This is a genomic window from Streptomyces sp. NBRC 110035 (assembly GCF_000829695.1).
In the GTDB taxonomy this organism is placed as follows: domain Bacteria; phylum Actinomycetota; class Actinomycetes; order Streptomycetales; family Streptomycetaceae; genus Streptomyces.
On the sequence record NZ_BBNN01000033.1, the window covers coordinates 86080 to 106344 of the forward strand.

Sequence of the window (20265 nt, forward strand, 5' to 3'; positions counted from 1 at the left end):
ACCCTATCCGGTGATCCCGTACGGTTCCGGCTGCCGCCACTGGTCGAAGGGCCGGTCGAGCGTGTACTTGCCGTCCTGCCCCAGGACGAGCACCCGCATCTCGGCGTTCCCGGGGTTGGACAGCGACTCGAACTCCGCCACGGTCCAGTGGAACCAGCGCATGCAGAACAGCCGCATGGCAAGGCCGTGCGTCACGATGAGGACGTTCGGCGGGTGGTCGGGGGCCTCGAAACTGCGGAACAGGCTCTCCAGGAAGCCTCCGACCCGGTCGTAGACGTCAGCACCGGACTCGCCCTGGGCGAAGCGGTAGAAGAAGTGGCCGTACGCGTCCCGGTACACCTTCTGCAGGCGGACGTCCTTCTGGTCCTGCCAGTTGCCCCAGTCCTGCTCACGCAGTCTCGGCTCCTCACGCACACGTATGCGTCCCGGATCGAGACCGAAGGCGCGCAGCGTCTCGTGCGTGCGGCGGTAGGGGGACACGTACACGCTGACCAGTTCCTCACCGAACAGGTCGTGCAGCCGCTTGCCCGTCTCCTCGGCCTGCCGCCGGCCCCGCTCGGTCAGGGCCAGTGCGTGATCGGGTTCGCGCTCGTAAACGGTGTCGTCAACATTGCCCGTTGATTCACCGTGCCGGACAAGGACGATGCGCCGTGGTCGTACCATACTGAAACCCTAGAACGGCGGACGGCGGACCGAGCACCCGTACGCGCCTCATACGGCACAGGTCACACACTTCCTTCGCTTCGGGGCCGTTCTCCACCCCGAAACCTCAGACCGTCCAGACCGGCTCCATGTCCACGATGTCCCCCGTGAGCGCCGCGATGTCGGCCTCCGTCTGGGCACGCAGCGCGAGACGTTCCACACGTTCGGTGCGGTACTTGCCGTGCTCGGCAGCCGACCACCACATCGACAGCACCAGGAACTCATGGCCGGGGGCCTCACCGAACAGTCCCCGGACCATGCCGGGCGATCCTGCCATCGCCGGGTTCCAGACCTTCTCGTGCATCAGCACGAAATGCTCCGCCCGTTCCTCGTGGACGCGGCACAGGGCCACTCTCAGCAGGTCGACGTCCGTGAAGCGCGGTTCGAAGCCGGTCTTCACGTCGAAGCGGTGGTCGAACAGCCTGACCCGGGCGTCCTTGAAGGTGCCCGACTGGGCCGAGGCGAGCCGGTCGTGGGACCGCGCCATGAAGGAGTCGTAGAAGGCGCGGCTCTCCCAGAAGGAGAAGACGTGCGCCACGTCCTGTCGTCCCCGGCTCCAGCCCCCGCCCTGTCCACGAAATCCCGGCTCCCCCAGAAGCCCCGCCCACTTCCGCTGTCCCCGTTCGAACCCGCGGCGGTCCACCACGGTGCAGCGAATCCACTTGACCAGCACCGCGCCATCGTAAGGCCGCGGGGCGCGGCCCGGTCCTCCTCGGCGGGACTGCTTCGCCGCACTCATCCGGCCCGGCATGACAGGATGGACAACCTGCCGGGTTCGCCCGGCAGTTGGACAGCAGCTTCTGAAGGGGCATGACGGTCCCAGGGGGAAGGGGAAGACTGGTGAACGGCGTCAACAAGGGCATCGGCAAGGTCGAGATCGCGCTGAGGTGGGACCCGAGTCCCGCGGGACAGCCGGCCACCGACCTGGATCTCGTCGCCGCGCCCTACCCGGCAAGCGATCCGCACGGTGATCCCTCGTACGTGGTGCACTTCGACAGCCGCTCTCCCGACGGCACGATCCTCCTCAGCCGGGACAGCAAGGACGGCAAGGGCTTCGGCTTCGACGAGGTCATGATGCTGGAGCTGAACCGGCTCGACGCGCGGTACGCGCGCGTGGTGGTCGGGGTCGTCATACAGCAGCATCAGGAGCAACGCACCTTCGCCGGCGTGGGCCGCCCCGGCCTGCGCATCCGCGAGGGGTACACCGTCCTGGCCGAGGACGACTTCAGCGGTGTCCTGGGGGCCACGGCGGCAACGGTCGCCGAGTTCACCCGGGACAGCACCGGCGCCTGGGACTTCCATCCCGGCGTCCAGGGCTTCCAGGGGGACCCGCTGACCTTCACCCGCTCCATGGGGGTCACCCGCCGCCCGTGAACCGGGTCCCGGCCACCGCCGGGTCCCGGTTCGGCGGGAACGGCGGCAGGAGAGGGGAGAGGGGCACCGGCCGAAGCCGGTGCCCCTCTCCCCTCGTCTCAACCGGTCGCACCGGGCGGGCACGCCCGGGCGAACGGTGTCACGCCCTGTCTCAGCTGCAGCCGCTGGTCGAGCCGCAGCCCTCGCAGATGTAGCAGGAACCGGCGCGCTGCATCTTCGTCCCGCAGGAGAAGCAGAGCGGGGCGTCGGCCTGGATACCCAACTGCATCTCGACCAGCTCGGCGCTGGTGTGGGCCTGCTGCGGGGCGGGCTTGGCCGCCTCGGCCCCGGCCTTCGGCGTGGAGACCGCCTTCAGCTCCTGAGCCGCCCGCGGCGCGGACTGGGCCAGGCCCTCGACGTCCACCTCGTCGTCGGTCGGCTCGTAGGAGCCGGTCTCGAGGTGACGCTGGCGCTCCTCGGCGGAGTGGATGCCGAGCGCGGAGCGCGTCTCGAAGGGGAGGAAGTCCAGCGCGAGGCGACGGAAGATGTAATCGACGATGGACTGCGCCATCCGCACGTCCGGGTCGTCCGTCATACCGGCCGGCTCGAAGCGCATGTTGGTGAACTTCGAGACGTACGTCTCCAGCGGGACGCCGTACTGGAGGCCGACGGAGACCGCGATGGAGAAGGCGTCCATCATGCCCGCGAGGGTCGAGCCCTGCTTGGACATCTTCAGGAAGACCTCGCCGAGACCGTCGTCCGGGTAGGAGTTGGCGGTCATGTAGCCCTCGGCACCACCGACGGTGAAGGACGTGGTGATGCCGGGACGCCCCTTCGGCAGACGCTTGCGGACCGGACGGTACTCGACCACCTTCTCGACCGCGGCACGGATCGTGTCCTCGGTCCTCTCGGTGATCTCGGCCTTCTCCTTGGTCTTGGCGGAGAGGGGCTGGCCGACCTTGCAGTTGTCGCGGTAGATGGCGAGCGCCTTGACACCCATCTTCCAGGCCTCGAAGTAGACCTCCTCGACGTCCTCCACGGTCGCCGACTCCGGCAGGTTGACCGTCTTGGAGAGGGCGCCGGAGATCCACGGCTGGATCGCGGCCATCATGCGGACGTGGCCCATCGCGGAGATGGAGCGCTCGCCCATGGCGCAGTCGAAGACCTCGTAGTGCTCGTGCTTGAGACCGGGGGCGTCGATCACGTTGCCGTGCTCGGCGATGTGGGCGACGACCGCCTCGATCTGCTCCTCCTGGTACCCCAGACGACGCAGGGCCTGCGGGACGGTGCCGTTGACGATCTGCATCGAGCCGCCGCCGACCAGCTTCTTGAACTTGACCAGGGCGAGGTCGGGCTCGAGGCCGGTGGTGTCGCAGGACATCGCGAGACCGATGGTGCCGGTGGGGGCGATGACGGAGGCCTGGGAGTTACGGAAACCGTTCTTCTCGCCGAGGCTCAGCACGTCCTGCCAGGCCTCGGTGGCGGCCGCCCAGACCGGCGTGTCCAGGTCGTCCATGCGGACGGCCTTGGCGTTCTCGTCGGAGTGCTGCTTCATGACCCGCAGGTGCGGCTGCGCGTTGCGGGCGTAGCCGTCGTACGGGCCGACGACCGCGGCCAGTTCGGCGGAGCGCCTGTACGACGTGCCGGTCATCAGGGAGGTGATGGCGCCGGCCAGGGCGCGGCCGCCGTCGGAGTCGTAGGCGTGGCCGGTGGCCATCAGCAGGGCGCCGAGGTTGGCGTAGCCGATGCCGAGCTGACGGAAGGCGCGGGTGTTCTCGCCGATCTTCCGGGTCGGGAAGTCCGCGAAGCAGATGGAGATGTCCATCGCGGTGATGACCAGCTCGACGACCTTCGAGAAGCGCTCGGCGTCGAAGGACTGGTTGCCCTTGCTGTCGTCCTCGAGGAACTTCATCAGGTTCAGCGACGCGAGGTTGCAGGACGTGTTGTCCAGGTGCATGTACTCGCTGCAGGGGTTCGACCCGTTGATGCGGCCGGACTCCGGGCAGGTGTGCCAGTGGTTGATGGTGTCGTCGTACTGGATGCCCGGGTCGGCGCAGGCCCAGGCGGCCTCGGCCATCTTGCGGAAGAGCGCCTTGGCCTCGACCTCCTCGATGACCTCGCCGGTCATGCGGGACGTCAGGCCGAACGTGCCGCCGTCCTGGACCGCCTTCATGAACGTGTCGTTCACGCGGACCGAGTTGTTGGCGTTCTGGTACTGGACGGACGTGATGTCGTCGCCGCCCAGGTCCATGTCGAAGCCCGCGTCGCGCAGGGCGCGGATCTTCTCCTCTTCCTTGACCTTGGTCTGGATGAAGTCCTCGATGTCGGGGTGGTCGACGTCGAGGATGACCATCTTGGCGGCCCGGCGGGTGGCACCGCCGGACTTGATGGTGCCGGCGGACGCGTCGGCGCCGCGCATGAAGGAGACAGGGCCGGAGGCGTTGCCGCCGGAGGACAGCAGTTCCTTGGAGGAACGGATGCGGGAGAGGTTCAGGCCGGCGCCGGACCCGCCCTTGAAGATCATGCCCTCTTCCTTGTACCAGTCGAGGATCGACTCCATGGAGTCGTCGACGGACAGGATGAAGCAGGCGGAGACCTGCTGCGGCTGGGGCGTGCCGACGTTGAACCAGACAGGGCTGTTGAAGCTGAAGATCTGGTGCAGGAGGGCGTAGGCCAGCTCGTGCTCGAAGATCTCGGCATCGGCGGGGGAGGCGAAGTACTTGTGGTCCTCGCCGGCCTTCCGGTACGTCTTCACGATGCGGTCGATCAGCTGCTTGAGGCCGGTCTCACGCTGCGGGGTGCCCACGGCGCCGCGGAAGTACTTGCTGGTGACGATGTTGACCGCGTTCACCGACCAGAAGTCGGGGAACTCGACGCCGTACTGCTCGAAGTTGACCGAGCCGTCGCGCCAGTTGGTCATGACGACGTCACGACGCTCCCAGGCCACCTCGTCGTAGGGGTGGGCTCCGGGGGAGGTGTGGATGCGCTCGACCCGCAGTCCCTTGCCGGCCTTGCCGCTGCCCTTGGTCCGGGAACTCCGTGTCGGACCGCTCGCCGTCTCTGTCATGCCGCCTCCCTGGTACGGGCGAAAACGCCCTGAAGTGCCCCGGTGTTCCCGTGACACGGTGTTTGTCCTGATTGCTGCGGGCGTCCACGCGCGTGTCACCCACAACAGGTCTTCTCATCGCCGCGGCCCGGCCGCCCCCGGCCGCGGGGCCCGCCGGTCAGCCGGCGGGCTGGGCGGGCTCCGGGACCTGGACGGCCCCACCGGAGCCGCCACTGTCTTCCCGGCCCCCCGCGGCAGCCCTCTCACGGTCTCCGTCGCCCGCGGCGGGGTGCTCCACCTGCCTGAGTTCCGTGATCGCGGCCTCGAAGTCCTCGAGCGACTCGAACGCCCGGTAGACGGACGCGAACCGCAGATAGGCGACGAGGTCGAGTTCCTGCAGCGGGCCGAGTATGGCCAGCCCCACGTCATGGGTGGTCAGCTCGGCACTCCCGGTGGCCCGCACCGCTTCCTCGACGCGCTGGCCGAGCTGCGCGAGCGCGTCCTCGGTGACGGGACGGCCCTGGCACGCCTTTCGCACACCGTTGATGACCTTGGTACGGCTGAACGGCTCGGTCACGCCGGACCGCTTGACCACCATGAGTGAGCACGTCTCCACGGTCGTGAAACGACGGGAGCAGTCGGGGCACTGGCGGCGTCTGCGGATCGACGTGCCGTCATCGGTCGTACGACTGTCGACGACACGGCTGTCGGGGTGCCTGCAGAAGGGGCAGTGCATGAAATCCCAACCCTCCCTCGCAGCAGACTCCATGGCCCCACGGGGCCTGTTCGGCCCCGCGAAGCTGCTCCAGCATAAGCGATCTCCGAAGGCCTCAGGACCGCGGGACCACAACTTCTGGGCAGCTGCCGCAATCCAACCACTAGATGTGGTGATTGGCTCATTCATACACTCCAGCACGCGTGTCGTTCGAATCCGGGCGCGAGGCACCCGGCCGCCCCTCCTCACGGTGCGCTCACGCGGGACCACGGTGCGGACTCGCGCGACCTCGCGCAGCCCCGGGAAGGCCGCACACGGGGAGATCTCGTGCCCGCCGGAAGGAGACGGCGTGCGACTCCCGAGGAGGCCCGGGAAGAGCCGGGCCGCTCACCGCATCACGCGGCACCCGGTGACAGACTGGGCCCCGGTCGGGAGACCGCCGCCCCGGCGGAGGGCACGGCCACGGGGGTTTTCGCCGACGGGGAGAATCGCAGTCAATACACCTCGACGGGCCACCACAGAGGGTAATTCGCGTTTTTTCACTCGAACGTGTGTTTGGCGCAACCTTTCGAAAGCTACTACCGTTGTCCTGCAGGGAGACCATCGAGAGGGGCCGACGTGACCACCACCGCAGACAGCGCCAGCATCACTGCCCAGGACCGCTCCCAGGGCCGGCTCGAGCCGGCGCATGCGATGAGCGAAGCCACGCAGCATCCTGAGGGACAGAAGCGCTCCCTGCCGGGCCGACCTCCCGGCATCCGGGCGGACAGCTCGGGACTCACCGACCGCCAGCGTCGGGTGATCGAAGTCATCAGGGACTCGGTGCAGCGTCGCGGGTACCCGCCGTCGATGCGCGAGATCGGCCAGGCGGTCGGACTCTCCAGCACGTCCTCCGTGGCACACCAGCTGATGGCGCTGGAGCGCAAGGGATTCCTGCGTCGCGACCCGCACCGTCCCCGCGCGTACGAGGTGCGCGGCTCCGACCAGGCCACCTCCGTGCAACCCACGGACACCACGGGCAAGCCGGCCGCGTCGTACGTACCGCTGGTCGGCCGTATCGCCGCCGGTGGTCCCATCCTCGCCGAGGAGTCGGTCGAGGACGTCTTCCCGCTCCCCCGTCAGCTCGTCGGGGACGGTGAGCTGTTCGTCCTGAAGGTCGTCGGCGACTCCATGATCGAGGCCGCGATCTGTGACGGGGACTGGGTCACGGTCCGGCGCCAGCCCGTCGCCGAGAACGGTGACATCGTCGCCGCGATGCTCGACGGCGAAGCCACCGTCAAGCGTTTCAAGCGCGAGGACGGCCATGTCTGGCTCCTCCCGCACAACGCGGCCTACGAGCCGATCCCCGGCGACGACGCGACCATCCTGGGCAAGGTGGTGGCCGTTCTGCGCCGCGTCTGAGTCCGCCGCGGGGACCGGCCGGTCCGGCCCCGCCCCTGGTCCGGGCCCCGGAACCCCTGCGCCGGTTCCGGGGCCCCGCACTGTCCGGGTCGTCCGGCCCTGGGCTGTCCGATCCTGTGCTGTCGGGTGCTGCGGTGTCGGTTCACAGCCCGGCCCTCCCCCTCGTGGCCCATGCCGGGCGCCTCGCGCCTTCCGTCCACGCCGGGGCGTGCTCCTCGCTCCCGGCCCGCTTGTTCCCGGCCCGCCTGCCCCTCAGTCCGCCTGGCTCCCGGCCTGCCCTGCCGCCGCGTCGATCGCGGCCAGGGACTTCCGCACCTGGTTGCGGTCCGTGGTGAACCAGAAGTCGGGCAGCGAGGCCTTCAGATAGCTGCCGTAGCGCGCCGTCGCCAGTCGCTGGTCCAGGACGGCGACCACCCCGCGGTCACCCGTGGCCCGGACGAGGCGACCGGCGCCCTGCGCCATGAGCAGCGCGGCGTGCGTCGCGGCGACCGCCATGAAGCCGTTCCCGCCGGCGTCCTCCACGGCCTTCTGGCGGGCACTCATCAGCGGGTCGTCCGGACGCGGGAACGGGATCTTGTCCATGACGACCAGCTGGCAGCTGGGGCCGGGAACGTCGACGCCCTGCCAGAGCGACAGCGTGCCGAACAGGCAGGTCCTCGGATCGGCGGCGAAGTTCTTGATCAGCTCGCCGAGGGTCTCCTCGCCCTGGAGGAGGATCGGGAACTCCGGAATGCGGGAACGCAGTTCCTCGGCGGCGAGCTGAGCGGCCCGCATCGAGGAGAACAGGCCCAGGGTGCGGCCGCCCGCGGCCTGGATCAGTTCGGTGAGCTCGTCGAGCATGTCCGCGCGGTCGCCGTCGCGGGCCGGGCGCGCCAGGTGCTTGGCGACGTAGAGAATGCCCTGCCGGGGATAGTCGAACGGAGAGCCGACGTCGACGCCCTTCCACGGTGGAAGGTCGTCCCCCCCGGCGCCCTCGGGGCCGAGGCCCAGGGAGGCGCCCACGCCGTTGAAGTCGCCGCCGAGCTTCAGCGTCGCGGACGTCAGGACCACCGAGCGGTCGGAGAAGAGTTTCTCCCGCAGGAGGCCCGAGACCGACATGGGGGCGACGCGCAGCGAGGCGCCGCTGGGCCGGTATGCGGCTCCGCCGCGGGGCTCGTGGCGCTCGTACCAGACGACATCCCATTCGGAGCCGTTGGTGATGCGCTCGGCCACGTCGTGCACGCTCTCCACCGAGGCGAGCGCCTGCTTACGGACCGCGTCCTCGTCCTGGACGGACTTGTCACGGGTGGCCCCGATCGCGGAGATGACGGTCCGGCAGGCGTCACGCAGCGCCATCAGCGCGTACCCGAGGTCCTCCGGGATCTCCTCGAGACGGCCCGGAAGGGCCAGCTCCATCAGGCGTTCGAAGCCTTCGGCCGCGGTCTGCAGCTGGTCGGCCGCCTTCTCGTCGGCCAGCTTCGCGGCCCGGCGCACCGCGCGGTTGACCTGGCCGGGGGTGAGCTCCCCCGTGGCGACTCCGGTGACCCGGGAGACCAGTTCGTGGGCCTCGTCGACGATCAGCACCTCGTGCTGCGGGAGCACCGGCGCACCCTCGATCGCGTCGATCGCCAGGAGGGCGTGGTTGGTGACCACGACGTCGGCGAGCTTGGCGCGCTCGCGGGCCGTCTCGGCGAAGCACTCCGCGCCGTAGGCACACTTCGTGGCGCCCAGGCACTCCCGCGACGACACCGACACCTGGGACCAGGCACGGTCGGAGACGCCCGGGGTGAGGTCGTCCCGGTCCCCGTTCTCCGTCTCGTCCGCCCAGTCGCGCAGACGCAGCAGGTCCTGCCCCAGCTTGCTGGTGGGGGCGGCCGCCTCGAACTGGTCGAAGAGGCCCTCCTCCTCGTCCTGCGGTACGCCTTCGTGGAGCCGGTGCAGACACACGTAGTTGGACCGGCCCTTGAGCATGGCGAACTCCGGACGGCGGCGCAGCAGCGGATGCAGCGCCTCCACCGTGCGCGGAAGGTCGCGCTCGACGAGCTGGCGCTGCAGGGCCAGCGTGGCCGTCGCCACGACGACCCTTTCCCCCTGTGCGAGCGCGGGCACGAGGTAGCCGAGCGACTTTCCGGTACCGGTGCCGGCCTGGACCAGCAGATGGGAGGCGTCGTCGATCGCCTCGGCGACGGCTTCGGCCATGGTCACCTGGCCGGGGCGCTCCGTGCCGCCGACGGCGGTGACGGCAGCGTGCAGGAGTTCGGGGAGTGAGGGCTTCGTCATAGCGCGACCACCCTACGGCCCGGCACCGACAATCGTGTGCCGACCGCGAGGGCCGTGGGCCGTGGACGCACAGGTGGGCGCGGCACGAGGTGCGGACGAACACGTTTCCGGTCGGATACGTGTCATCGGGCACCAGGCCCCGGCAGGGAGCCGGGAGGGCATCGCGGCGGCCGCTCTCCGGCGCGTGTCCAGGCCAGGGAGCTCGTAGCGAAACCGTTGCCGTTCCGGCGGTTGTCCAGCACGGCGAACGCATAGTGTGTGGTGCCGTTCCCGGTGGTCGTGCAACGGGTCCGGGCTCCGTTCGGGTCCGCGGTGCGAGCACGGCCCACGCACCAAGTTCGTCCATATCAGGGGGAGTCAGATCATGCGATCCATACGGCCGTCGTCCACCGGTCACCGAGGTGGGAAGGCGCGCCGCGGCACCTCCCCCGTACTGACCGCCGTCGCGCTCGCCTCGGTGCTCGCGCTCACCGCTACCGCCTGTGGTGCGGAGGACGACACGGCGGGCGGCGAAGCCTCCGCGACCGCCGCGGCCGGGGACGGCAAGATCCGGATCCCGAGCGACGTCGCGGACCGGCTCAAGGAGCACGGGATCGATGTCGACGAGTGGAGGAACGGCGACTGGAAGAACTGGGACAAGGACGACTGGCTGCGCGAGGCCAACGACTACATCAACCCGATCATCGAGGACCTGTGGGACCCGGACCGCATGCGGGACGCCGAGCAGCCGGACCCGGAGGTCGACGAGAGCGACATCTCCGGTGACCAGGGCGTGACCGACCCGACGCCGGAGCCGGTGCAGGCACAGGCCGTGCCGCCGTCGTACCACGACAACGCCCCCACGGCGGGCAAGGTGTTCTTCGACTCCCCCGAGGGCACCATGGTGTGCTCCGCGACCGTGGTGCAGGACCCCGCCAATCCGGGGAAGTCCAACATGGTGTGGACGGCCGGGCACTGCGTGCACGCCGGCAAGAAGGGCGGCTGGTACCGCAACATCGCCTTCGTGCCGTCGTACAACGACGCGGGCAGGCCGACCGGCGAGTTCGAGGGCGCCACCGAGGAGGAGGTCGCTCCGTACGGCGTCTGGTGGGGTGACTGGGCGCAGACCTCCGACCAGTGGATCGAGCAGGGCGGTGCGACCGGCGGTGACGGCGCCTCGTACGACTTCGCCGTCATCCATGTGACGCCGGAGAAGGGCGGCGACGGCAAGTCGCTGGAGGAGACGGTCGGTTCGGCGCTGCCGGTGGACTTCCGGGCTCCCGCCGTGCCCGACGTGAAGAGCGTGACCGCGACCGGTTACCCGGCCGGCGAGCCGTACGACGGCCAGACGCTGTTCAGCTGCGAGGACCAGCCGGGCCGGCTCTCGCTCGGTGCCTCCGACCCGACGATGTACCGCATCGGATGCAGCATGACCGCCGGTTCGTCCGGCGGCGGCTGGGTCGCGGAGGGCTCCGACGGCCGGCCGGCGCTGGTGTCCAACACCTCCATCGGCCCGGTGACTTCGGGCTGGCTGGCCGGCCCGCGGCTGGGCGACGAGGCCAAGGGCGTGTACGACGCGGTCAGCGACAAGTTCGCCGGCCGGTGACCTGGGGCCGCTCCGGCGGCGGACAGCGGCAGGACGTTCCTTCACGGCACCGGGGGTCATCGCACCACGCGTTCCACCGGCAGGTCCGCTCCGCGCCGGCGTGGCCGTCGCCGAGCTCTCGCCGTCACCGGGCTCGTCGCCGCCCTGGCACGCACCGCGACCGCGTGCGGCGGTTCGGCCGGCGCCGGGGCCGGCGCGAAGAAGCCCGGTTCCGGCACCTCACCGGCCGCGGGCAGCGAGGCCGGTGAGGCCGGGGCCCGGCCGGCCTCGCGGACCGGCTCAGGGAGCACGGGCTCGATGTCGACGAGTGGAAGGACGGCGGCGGCTGGTTCCGGGGGGGGTGGACGGCGGGGCCGTACGGGTGGCGAACACGCCGGTCGGCCCGACCGGCAACACCTGGCTCGCGGGCCCGCAGCCGGGACGCCGAGGCGCTTTACCAGAACACGAGCAGGACCCACGGCGGCCGGTGAGCACGACGGTACGTGATCAGGGCGCCCGGTGGCCGAGGCGGCCGGTCGTCCGCACACGCCGACGGCCCGCCCCCTGTCACAGCAGGGTGCGGGCCGTCGGCGTCGCCGTGGGCCGCGGACTCAGCCGGCGGCCGGCGTGGGCAGGTACGGCGTGAGCTCCGCCGCCAGTTCCTCGTGCACCCGCACCTTGAGCAGGGTGCCCTCCGCGGTGTGCTCCTCGGAGATCACCTCGCCCTCGTCGTGCGCGCGGGCCACCAGCTTGCCCTGGGTGTACGGCACGAGTGCCTCGATCTCCACGGCCGGCCGGGGCAGCTCGTGGTCGAGGAGGGCGAGCAGCTCGTCGATGCCCTGGCCGGTGCGGGCCGAGACCGCGAGGGAGCGCTTCTCCTCCCGCAGCAGCCGCTGGAGCGTCAGCGGGTCGGCCGCGTCGGCCTTGTTGATCACCACGATCTCGGGTACGCCGGTGGCGCCGACGTCCCTGATCACCTCGCGCACGGCGGCCAGCTGCTCCTCCGGGACGGGATGCGAACCGTCCACCACGTGCAGGATCAGGTCGGCGTCGCCGACCTCCTCCATCGTGGAGCGGAACGCCTCGACCAGGTGGTGCGGCAGGTGCCGGACGAAGCCGACCGTGTCGGCCAGCGTGTAGAGCCGTCCGCCCGGCGTCTCGGCCCGGCGCACGGTCGGGTCGAGGGTCGCGAACAGGGCGTTCTCGACCAGCACGCCCGCGCCCGTCAGGCGGTTGAGCAGCGAGGACTTGCCGGCGTTGGTGTAACCCGCGATGGCGACGGACGGCACCTTGTTGCGCCGGCGCTCCTGGCGCTTGATGTCGCGGCCGGTCTTCATCTCCGCGATCTCCCGGCGCATCTTCGCCATCTTCTCGCGGATCCGGCGCCGGTCGGTCTCGATCTTGGTCTCGCCGGGGCCGCGGGTGGCGAGACCGCCGCCCTTGCCGCCGCCCATCTGCCGGGACAGCGACTGGCCCCAGCCGCGCAGCCTCGGCAGCATGTACTGCATCTGCGCGAGCGCGACCTGCGCCTTGCCCTCCCGGGACTTGGCGTGCTGGGCGAAGATGTCCAGGATCAGGGCCGTACGGTCGATGACCTTGACCTTGACGACGTCCTCGAGGTGGATCAGCTGTCCGGGGCTCAGCTCTCCGTCGCAGATGACCGTGTCCGCGCCCGTGTCGAGCACGATGTCACGCAGTTCCTCGGCCTTGCCGGAGCCGATGAAGGTCGCCGCGTCGGGCTTGTCGCGGCGCTGGGTCACGCCGTCGAGCACGAGGGCGCCCGCCGTCTCCGCCAGGGCGGCGAGCTCCGCGAGGGAGTTCTCCGCGTCCTGCACGGTTCCCGACGTCCACACGCCGACGAGTACGACGCGCTCCAGGCGGAGCTGACGGTACTCGACCTCGGTGACGTCCTCGAGCTCGGTGGAGAGGCCGGCGACGCGGCGCAGGGCCGCACGCTCGGAGCGGTCGAGCTGGTCGCCGTCCCGCTCTCCGTCGATCTCGAGGCTCCAGGCGACGTCCGCTTCCATCAGGGCATCGGCCCGGAGGCCCTCGGGGTAGGTCTGCGCGAGGCGCTTGGTGTCCTGGGAAGGGGAAGAAGAGGAGGTCATTGGGTCCTTACGTCGATATGTGGAAGGGGATACGCAGGGGCGACGGGGTACTCCTGTCGCCTTTCACAACGCACGGGCCTCCCGGGAGATTCCCGTGCCCCGCGCCGTGGCGTCCTGATGATGGTGGCACGGCACGGCACGTCTCGTCACCGTGTTTGTTCCCGGTTCACGCCTGTTCGATGCACGGTCGGGGCGGAGCGCCCCGTGGGCTTGTGGGCCACGGACCTCCAGTCCGGGTGGCCGGGCATCGGTGGGGTCCTCACGTCGTGCAGCCAGGCGTCCAGGAAGCCGGTCAGGTCCCGTCCCGCGGTCTCGGAGGCAAGCTTGACGAAGTCGGCGGTGGAGGCCGTGCCGTCCCGGTGCCGGGTCACCCAGCGCCGTTCCAGGCGGTCGAACGCGGCGCGGCCGATCTCCTCGCGCAGGGCGTACAGCACGAGCGCGGCACCGTCGTAGACGATCGGCCGGAAGATGCTGATCTTCCGGCCGGGCCGGGGGGCCTTGGGGGCGGCGGGCGGTCCGCCCGCCGCGCGCCATTGGTCGGATGCCTCGTAGGCGGCCTTCATCCGGGCCTCGAGGGACCGGCCGGCCCTCTCCTGCGCGTACAGCGCCTCGTACCAGGTGGCGTGGCCCTCGCTGAGCCACAGGTCGGACCAGGTGCGAGGGCTGACGCTGTTGCCGAACCACTGGTGGGCCAGCTCGTGCACCATGATCGACTCGACGTACCACGCGGGGCGGGCCGGATCGGTGAAGAGGTCCCGCTCGAAGAGGGACAGCGTCTGGGTCTCGAGTGCGAAGCCGGTGGAGACGTCGGCCATGAGCAGACCGTACGTCTCGAAGGGGTAGCGGCCGACCCTGGCCTCCATCCAGTCGATCTGGGCGGGGGTCTTCGACAGCCACGGTTCGAGCCGTTCGCGGTCGGCCGTGGGGACGACGTCGCGCAGCGGCAGCCCGTGCGGGCCGGTGCGGCGCAGGACCGTGGAGCGGCCGATGGACACCTGGGCGAGTTCGGTGGCCATGGGGTGCCGGGTGCGGTACGTCCAGGTCGTCGTCGACGCGCGGGTGCGGTCGACGTGGATCGGCAGACCGTTGGCGACGGCGGTGTGACCGGCGGGTGCGGTGATGCGGAAGGTGAAGAAGGCCTTGTCGGACGGGTGGTCGTTGCACGGGAAGACCAGGTGCGCGGCGTCGGCCTGGTTGGCCATGGCGAGGCCGTCCGCGGTGCGCACCCATCCGCCGTCACGGCCCTCGGCGGTCACCGGATCGCTGGTGTGACGCACGGCGACACGGGTCCGTTCGCCGGCGTCCAGGCCGCCGACGGGGGTGATCACGAGGTCCTCACCGGCGGTGGTGAAGGGGGCGGGGGCGCCGTCCACCTCGACCGAATGAACCGTGCCCCGGGCGAAGTCGAGGTTGATCCGCTCCAGGTCCGTGGTCGTCCGGGCGTGGATCGTGGTGGTGGCCCGGAGCGGTGTGTCGTTGGTGCCGGGGTAGCCGAGGGCGAGGTGGTACGACGTCACGTCGTACCCGGGGTTGCCCAGGTACGGGAAGAGGCGGTCGCCGATGCCCAGCGGCGTGGCGGGGGCGCTCGCGGCGAGGAGGCAGACGGAGACGGCCGACGCGAGCAGCGCCGCGGACGTCCGCCGGGGACGGCCACGGGGGATCGGCCTGCGGGCGGCCGGGACGGGGACGTCCTGACGGCCGGAGGCCGGACCGTGCGGGCCGGCGGGACGCTCGAAGGCCGGTTCCGGGGCAGCGGGGCCGTGGGGGGTGAGCAGCATGGGCCCACGGCTATCAGCGCGCGCGTGCGCGCTTTCGGCGGCGCGCTCCCGGTTCACCCGACCGGGTGGACCGATGGCCCGGCGGGCACGCCGCCAAGGTGTCCGGCCGGACGGCACCCGCGGCGTCCGGCACGGACCGCTGTCAGGTGCCCTGGGTCTGCGGTGTGGCCCGGCTCACGTCGTACACGCCCGCCACCTTGCGCATCGCGCGCATGAGGGTGGGCAGATGGGCGGCGTCCGGCAGCTGCACGGTGTAGGTGTGCCGCACCTGCTGGTGGGTCGGTGGCTCGACGGTCGCGGAGACGATCTCGGCGCCTTCCACCGCCATGGCCTCGGTGAGGTCGGCGAGCAGATGCGGGCGGACGAACGATTCGGCGACCAGGGTGACCCGGCACTCGGCGCCCTCCCCCCAGCGCACGCCGACCTCCGCGCGCCCCGCGGCTTTCATGCGTGCCACGGCGGCGCACTCGGCACGGTGCACGGTGACCGCTCCCCCGCGCACGAGGAAGCCGGTCACCTCGTCGGGTGGTACGGGCGTGCAGCAGCCGGCAAGCCGTACCGGCGCGCCGGGCCGGTCGGCCAGGACCTGGGCACCGCCGGAGGAACCGGGCGCCGCTTCGGGAGCGTGTCCCGCCGGGGGCTCTCCCGTGGCAGGGCGGGGAGCCGGCTGTGCCGCATCGGACCCGGCGCGGTCGTTCCCGACCGGATCGACCTGACCGACCGGATCGGCGGGGTGGGCGGTCAGCCATCGCTGAATGGCGATCCGGGCGGCCGGGGTGTGGGCGTGCTCCAGCCACTCCCTGGAGGGCTCGGACGCGGGGTCCTGGCCCATCAGGAGCTGGACGGTGTCCCCGTCCCTCAGCACGGTGCTCAGCGTCGCCAGGCGGCCGTTGACCCGGGCGCCGATGCACGCGTGCGCGTCCTCGCCGTACTGCGCGTACGCGGCGTCCACACAGGTCGCGCCCTCGGGCAGGCCGATCGTGCCGCCGTCGGGGCGGAACACGGTGATCTCGCGGTCCTGGGCGAGGTCCTCGCGCAGCGTGGACCAGAACGTGTCGGGGTCGGGCGCGCCGCGCTGCCACTCGAGGAGCCGGGAGAGCCAGCCGGGCCGGGTCGGGTCGACGCGTTCGCCGTCGCTGGTCGACTGTTCCTCCGCCGGGGCGGCGTAGGGGTTGCCGAGAGCGACGACACCGGCCTCGGCGACCTTGTGCATCTGGTGCGTGCGGATGAGGACTTCGACGACCTGGCCGTCGTCGCGCGCGACGGCGGTGTGCAGCGACTGGTAGAGGTTGAACTTGGGGACGGCGATGAAGTCCTTGAACTCCGAGACGACGGGCGTCATGCAGGTGTGCAGCTCGCCCAGGACGCCGTAGCAGTCGGCGTCCTCGTTCACCAGCACCAGCACGCGGCCGAAGTCGGCGCCGCGGAGCCGGCCGCGTTTGCGGGACACGCGGTGCACGGAGACGAAGTGACGGGGACGGATGAGGACCTCGGCGGCGAGGTCCGCCTCGCGCAGCACCTTGCGCACCTCGTCGGCGACCTCGGCGAGCGGGTCGTCCGCGCGGGAGGCGTTGCGGAGGATCAGCTCACGCGTGTGCTTGTTCTCCTCGGGACGCAGGATCGCGAAGACCAGGTCCTCGAGTTCCGTCTTGAGCGCCTGGACGCCGAGCCGTTCGGCGAGCGGGATGAGGACGTCCCGGGTCACCTTGGCGATGCGCTCCTGCTTCTCGCGACGCATCACCCCGAGGGTGCGCATGTTGTGCAGCCGGTCGGCGAGCTTGATCGACATCACGCGGACGTCGTTTCCGGTGGCGACGAGCATCTTGCGGAAGGTCTCGGGTTCGGCCGCGGCACCGTAGTCGACCTTCTCCAGCTTGGTGACGCCGTCGACGAGGTAACACACCTCCTCCCCGAACTGCTCACGTACCTGATCGAGCGTCACCTCCGTGTCCTCGACGGTGTCGTGGAGCAGGGAGGCGGTCAAGGTGGTCGTCTCTGCGCCGAGTTCGGCGAGGATGAGGGTCACGGCGAGCGGGTGGGTGATGTACGGCTCACCGCTCTTGCGCATCTGCCCCCGGTGCGAGGACTCGGCCAGCAGATAGGCGCGGCGCAGGGGGTCGAGATCGGCGTCGGGATGATGGGCCCGGTGGGCGTCGACGACATGGCCGATGGCGTCGGGAAGCCGGCCGCGGGAGGCGGGGCCGAGGAACGCGGCGCGGCCCAGCCGGCGCAGGTCGAGCCGGGAGCGGGCCTTCCTGCGTGTCCCTGCGGGCGTGGCACGACCCGATGGCACGGACCCCGATGGCACAGACCCTGAGGGCACAGGACCTGGGATCGCAGGTTTCGCGGCCTCCGCATTCAATGGGCACCTCCGGCTGCGTTGACCGGCGGACGTGTGCCCAGGGCGGACTCGGGCTGAGGAGACGGTGTTCGTTTCCCGTCCGGGCCGGTGCTTGATGCTACCGAGCCCAGCATGCGCGACCGACCGCCTCCCGCGGAGCGTGAAACGGATCACCCCATCGAGCGAAGACCCTCACAGCGGCGATTTCACGCCACGGAGCCGCCGGCGCGCCATGCTCCCGAAGCCCGACCGGGCCCCGCACCCCACGGATGCGGGTGGCCGGGCCACTCGGCTCTTGGATACCAAGCCGGTACGGGACTCAGCGGGGCAGGTTCTCCAGCCACTCGCTCTCGATCACTCCCTCCGCGACGATCACCGCCGGCCCGGTCATCTCGACCTCCCCGTCGGGCCGTTCCGTGATCACCAGGGTGCCGCCGGGCACATCCACCGCGTACGTCACCGGGGTTCCGGTGGCCCGCGGGTCGACGCCGTCCCGGCGGGCCGTGGCCACGGCGACCGCGCAGGCGCCCGTGCCGCACGAACGGGTCTCACCGGCTCCCCGCTCGTGGACGCGCAGCGCCACGTGTCGCGGCCCCCGGTCGGCCACGAACTCGACGTTGACGCCGTCCGGATAGACCGAGGCGGGGCTGACCGGGGGCGCGGTGATCAGGTCGCCGGCGTGGTCGAGGTCGTCCACGAAGGCCACGGCGTGCGGGTTGCCCATGTTCACGTTCCGTGCGGGCCAGCTGCGCCCGCCGACGTGCACGGTGACGCCGTCGTCGGGCAGCAGCGCCCGGCCCATGCCGACGGTGATGTCACCCGCGGCGGAGCCGCTGCCGGACACGGTCTTGGCGATGTGCACCGCTTTCACGCCCCCGCGCGTGGCGACCGCGATGTCGCCCTCGGTCACATGTCCCGCGCGCTGGAGGTAGCGCGCGAACACACGCACGCCGTTGCCGCACATCTCGGCGACCGAGCCGTCGCCGTTGCGGTAGTCCATGAACCACTCGGCCTCGGCCGCCAGGTGCCGCGCCTCGGGGTGTGCCGCGGACCGCACCACGTGCAGCAGTCCGTCACCGCCGATGCCCGCGCGTCGGTCGCAGAGGGCCGCGACGAAGGCGGGCGGCAGGTCGACGGCGTTCTCGGGGTCCGGGACGATCACGAAGTCGTTCTCGGTGCCGTGTCCCTTGAGGAAGGCGATCCGCGTGCTCATCTTCCGATCGTACGGGGTGACCGCGGCACCGCGTACCGGCCACCGCTGCGCGCGGGAGCCCGCGCGGGGGGGGCGGCGGCGGCGGAGGGGCGGGCCTCAGCGGAGGCGGGCGACCCGCCAGACGGCCAGGGCCACCACCGCGGCGACCAGCACGGCGTAGGCGGCCATCACCCGCCAGTCGGGGCTGCGGCCGGAGCTCCGGGCCGGCAGGCCGGGCCAGGTGTACCCCACCCTGCGGGCGGCCATCATGCCCCAGCCGGCCGCGCAGGAGCAGATCAGCAGGCCCAGCATGGCGATCACGGCGCCGCTGTCGCCGAAGTCGAAGGCGAGCGGGAACGCGAACATCAGGGAGCCGACCGCGGCCAGGCCGACGATGGGCGCGAGCTGCCAGAGGCGCAGCCGACGCTGCGGACGCAGCTCGACCTCGACCTCGTCGCCGCCCGCGAACATCTCCTCCGGCTCGGGACCGTCGTCGGTCACCTGGCCCTGGGTCTCGTCCGGCCCGTCGGGGCTGAGACGGTCGGGGTCCTGCTCCGGTGCACCCCGCTCGGTGGTGAGGTGTTCGGTGCCGTGTGCGGTGTCGCGAGGGCCGGCCTCCATCGCCACGCGCCCTCCCAACTTGGACTCCACTGGTCGATCGAAGCTCGATGATGGCACGGCACCGGAGGCCCGGATGACGGCCTGGGCGTCCCGATGCCATGACGTGATCAGGCTGTAACCGGTCGTTCGACCAATGACAGCGCGAGTCGCGGAAGTTCCGTCAGGTCCGCCGCGGCCCCACTCAACCAGTGCACCCGCGGGTCGCGCCTGAACCATGAATCCTGACGGCGCGCGAAGCGCTTGGTGGCACGGACGGTTTCGGCCCGTGCGTCCTCCAGGGTGCACTCCCCGGCGAGCGCGGCGAGCACCTGCTGGTAACCGAGCGCGCGCGAGGCCGTACGCCCCTCGCGCAACCCCTGCGCCTCCAGTGCGCGCACTTCGTCCACGAGACCCGCGTCCCACATCCGGTCGACCCGGCCGGTGATCCTCTCGTCCAGCTCGGGGCGGGCCACGTCGACACCGATCTGGAGGGTGTCGTAGACCGAGTCGTGGCCGGGGAGGTTGGCGGTGAAGGGCAGTCCGGTGATCTCGATCACTTCGAGCGCCCGGACGATACGGCGGCCGTTGCTCGGCAGGATGGCCCGCGCGGCCTCGGGGTCGGCGGCGGCGAGGCGGGCGTGCAGCGCGCCGGATCCGCGCAGGGTGAGTTCGCCCTCCAGGCGCGACCGCACGTCGGGGTCGGTGCCCGGGAACTCGAGATGGTCGACGGCTCCGCGGACGTAGAGGCCGGAGCCCCCGACCAGGACGGGCCAGCGCCCTGCGGCGAGCAGCGCGTCGATCCGCTCCCGGGCGAGGCGCTGGTACTCGGCGACGGACGCGGTGACGGTCACGTCCCAGATGTCCAGGAGGTGGTGAGGGACCTCCCCGCGCTCCTCGGGCGTCAGTTTGGCGGTGCCGATGTCCATTCCCCGGTAGAGCTGCATGGAGTCGGCGTTGATGACCTCACCCCCGAGCTCTCGGGCCAGGAACACGCCCAGATCGGACTTTCCGGCTGCGGTGGGGCCGACGACGGCGATGACCCGGGGGGCGGGGGGTGCGCTGCTCACCGGTCCAGTCTCGCAAACCTCACAGCCGGCCCTCCATCGAGCTGCGTGTCGCGCCGGACAGGGACCCGCGCACATGGCCGGGTTTCGGCCACCGGAGCACCGCGCGGCAGAGCGGGACCACATCCGCACGGGTACCGTG

The 20265-nt window shown here is 71.1% G+C and carries 14 protein-coding genes; 3 read left to right on the plus strand and 11 right to left on the minus strand.

The window, feature by feature from the left end:
* Nucleotides 1–3 precede the first annotated feature (3 nt).
* The gene (locus TU30_RS22935; protein ID WP_042173027.1) at nucleotides 4–663 is read right to left on the minus strand and encodes a histidine phosphatase family protein; all 660 of its coding nucleotides are present in this window, start codon (nucleotides 661–663) and stop codon (nucleotides 4–6) included.
* Between the two features lie 106 nt (nucleotides 664–769).
* A complete protein-coding gene (locus tag TU30_RS22940; RefSeq protein ID WP_042173029.1) occupies nucleotides 770–1375 on the minus strand; it encodes a YdbC family protein in 606 nt (201 codons plus the stop codon).
* Nucleotides 1376–1542: 167 nt separating this feature from the next.
* Between TU30_RS22940 and TU30_RS22945 the strand changes: the two genes are divergently transcribed.
* Nucleotides 1543–2076, plus strand: coding sequence for a TerD family protein (locus TU30_RS22945; protein WP_042173031.1), 534 nt, complete (start codon nucleotides 1543–1545; stop codon nucleotides 2074–2076).
* Between the two features lie 151 nt (nucleotides 2077–2227).
* On the opposite strand, the gene TU30_RS22950 is transcribed toward TU30_RS22945, so the two are convergent.
* Both TU30_RS22950 and nrdR read right to left on the minus strand, forming a co-directional pair.
* Nucleotides 2228–5122, minus strand: coding sequence for a vitamin B12-dependent ribonucleotide reductase (locus TU30_RS22950; protein ID WP_042173033.1), 2895 nt, complete (start codon nucleotides 5120–5122; stop codon nucleotides 2228–2230).
* 157 nt (nucleotides 5123–5279) lie between these two features.
* Entirely contained in the window at nucleotides 5280–5837 is a 558-nt protein-coding gene (gene nrdR, locus TU30_RS22955; RefSeq protein ID WP_042173035.1) for a transcriptional regulator NrdR, read from the minus strand.
* Between the two features lie 597 nt (nucleotides 5838–6434).
* Between nrdR and lexA the strand changes: the two genes are divergently transcribed.
* The gene (lexA, locus tag TU30_RS22960) at nucleotides 6435–7217 is read left to right on the plus strand and encodes a transcriptional repressor LexA (protein WP_042173037.1); all 783 of its coding nucleotides are present in this window, start codon (nucleotides 6435–6437) and stop codon (nucleotides 7215–7217) included.
* Nucleotides 7218–7469: 252 nt separating this feature from the next.
* On the opposite strand, the gene TU30_RS22965 is transcribed toward lexA, so the two are convergent.
* Nucleotides 7470–9476 (minus strand): ATP-dependent DNA helicase, encoded by a 2007-nt coding sequence (locus TU30_RS22965; protein ID WP_042173039.1) that lies wholly within the window; start codon nucleotides 9474–9476, stop codon nucleotides 7470–7472.
* A gap of 364 nt (nucleotides 9477–9840) precedes the next feature.
* On the opposite strand from TU30_RS22965, the gene TU30_RS22970 reads away from it, so the two are divergent.
* Nucleotides 9841–11061 carry a serine protease gene (locus TU30_RS22970; RefSeq protein WP_042173042.1) on the plus strand — a complete coding sequence of 407 codons (1221 nt, stop codon included), beginning with the start codon at nucleotides 9841–9843 and terminating at the stop codon, nucleotides 11059–11061.
* 590 nt (nucleotides 11062–11651) lie between these two features.
* Here TU30_RS22970 and hflX read toward each other — a convergent pair.
* The 6 genes from hflX to miaA all read right to left on the minus strand — a co-directional run bounded on the left by hflX (nucleotide 11652) and on the right by miaA (nucleotide 20126).
* On the minus strand, nucleotides 11652–13148 hold the full coding sequence (gene hflX / locus TU30_RS22975) for a GTPase HflX (protein ID WP_042173044.1): 1497 nt from the start codon (nucleotides 13146–13148) through the stop codon (nucleotides 11652–11654).
* A gap of 146 nt (nucleotides 13149–13294) precedes the next feature.
* Nucleotides 13295–14926, minus strand: coding sequence for a M1 family metallopeptidase (locus TU30_RS22980; RefSeq protein WP_078878452.1), 1632 nt, complete (start codon nucleotides 14924–14926; stop codon nucleotides 13295–13297).
* 142 nt (nucleotides 14927–15068) lie between these two features.
* A complete protein-coding gene (locus tag TU30_RS22985; RefSeq protein WP_052479893.1) occupies nucleotides 15069–17288 on the minus strand; it encodes a bifunctional (p)ppGpp synthetase/guanosine-3',5'-bis(diphosphate) 3'-pyrophosphohydrolase in 2220 nt (739 codons plus the stop codon).
* Between the two features lie 298 nt (nucleotides 17289–17586).
* Entirely contained in the window at nucleotides 17587–18480 is an 894-nt protein-coding gene (dapF, locus tag TU30_RS22990) for a diaminopimelate epimerase (RefSeq protein ID WP_042173048.1), read from the minus strand.
* A 96-nt stretch (nucleotides 18481–18576) separates the two neighbouring features.
* Nucleotides 18577–19080, minus strand: a complete 504-nt coding sequence (locus TU30_RS22995) for a hypothetical protein (protein ID WP_042173050.1) — start codon at nucleotides 19078–19080, stop codon at nucleotides 18577–18579.
* 107 nt (nucleotides 19081–19187) lie between these two features.
* A complete protein-coding gene (gene miaA, locus TU30_RS23000; RefSeq protein ID WP_042173052.1) occupies nucleotides 19188–20126 on the minus strand; it encodes a tRNA (adenosine(37)-N6)-dimethylallyltransferase MiaA in 939 nt (312 codons plus the stop codon).
* Nucleotides 20127–20265: the final 139 nt, after the last annotated feature.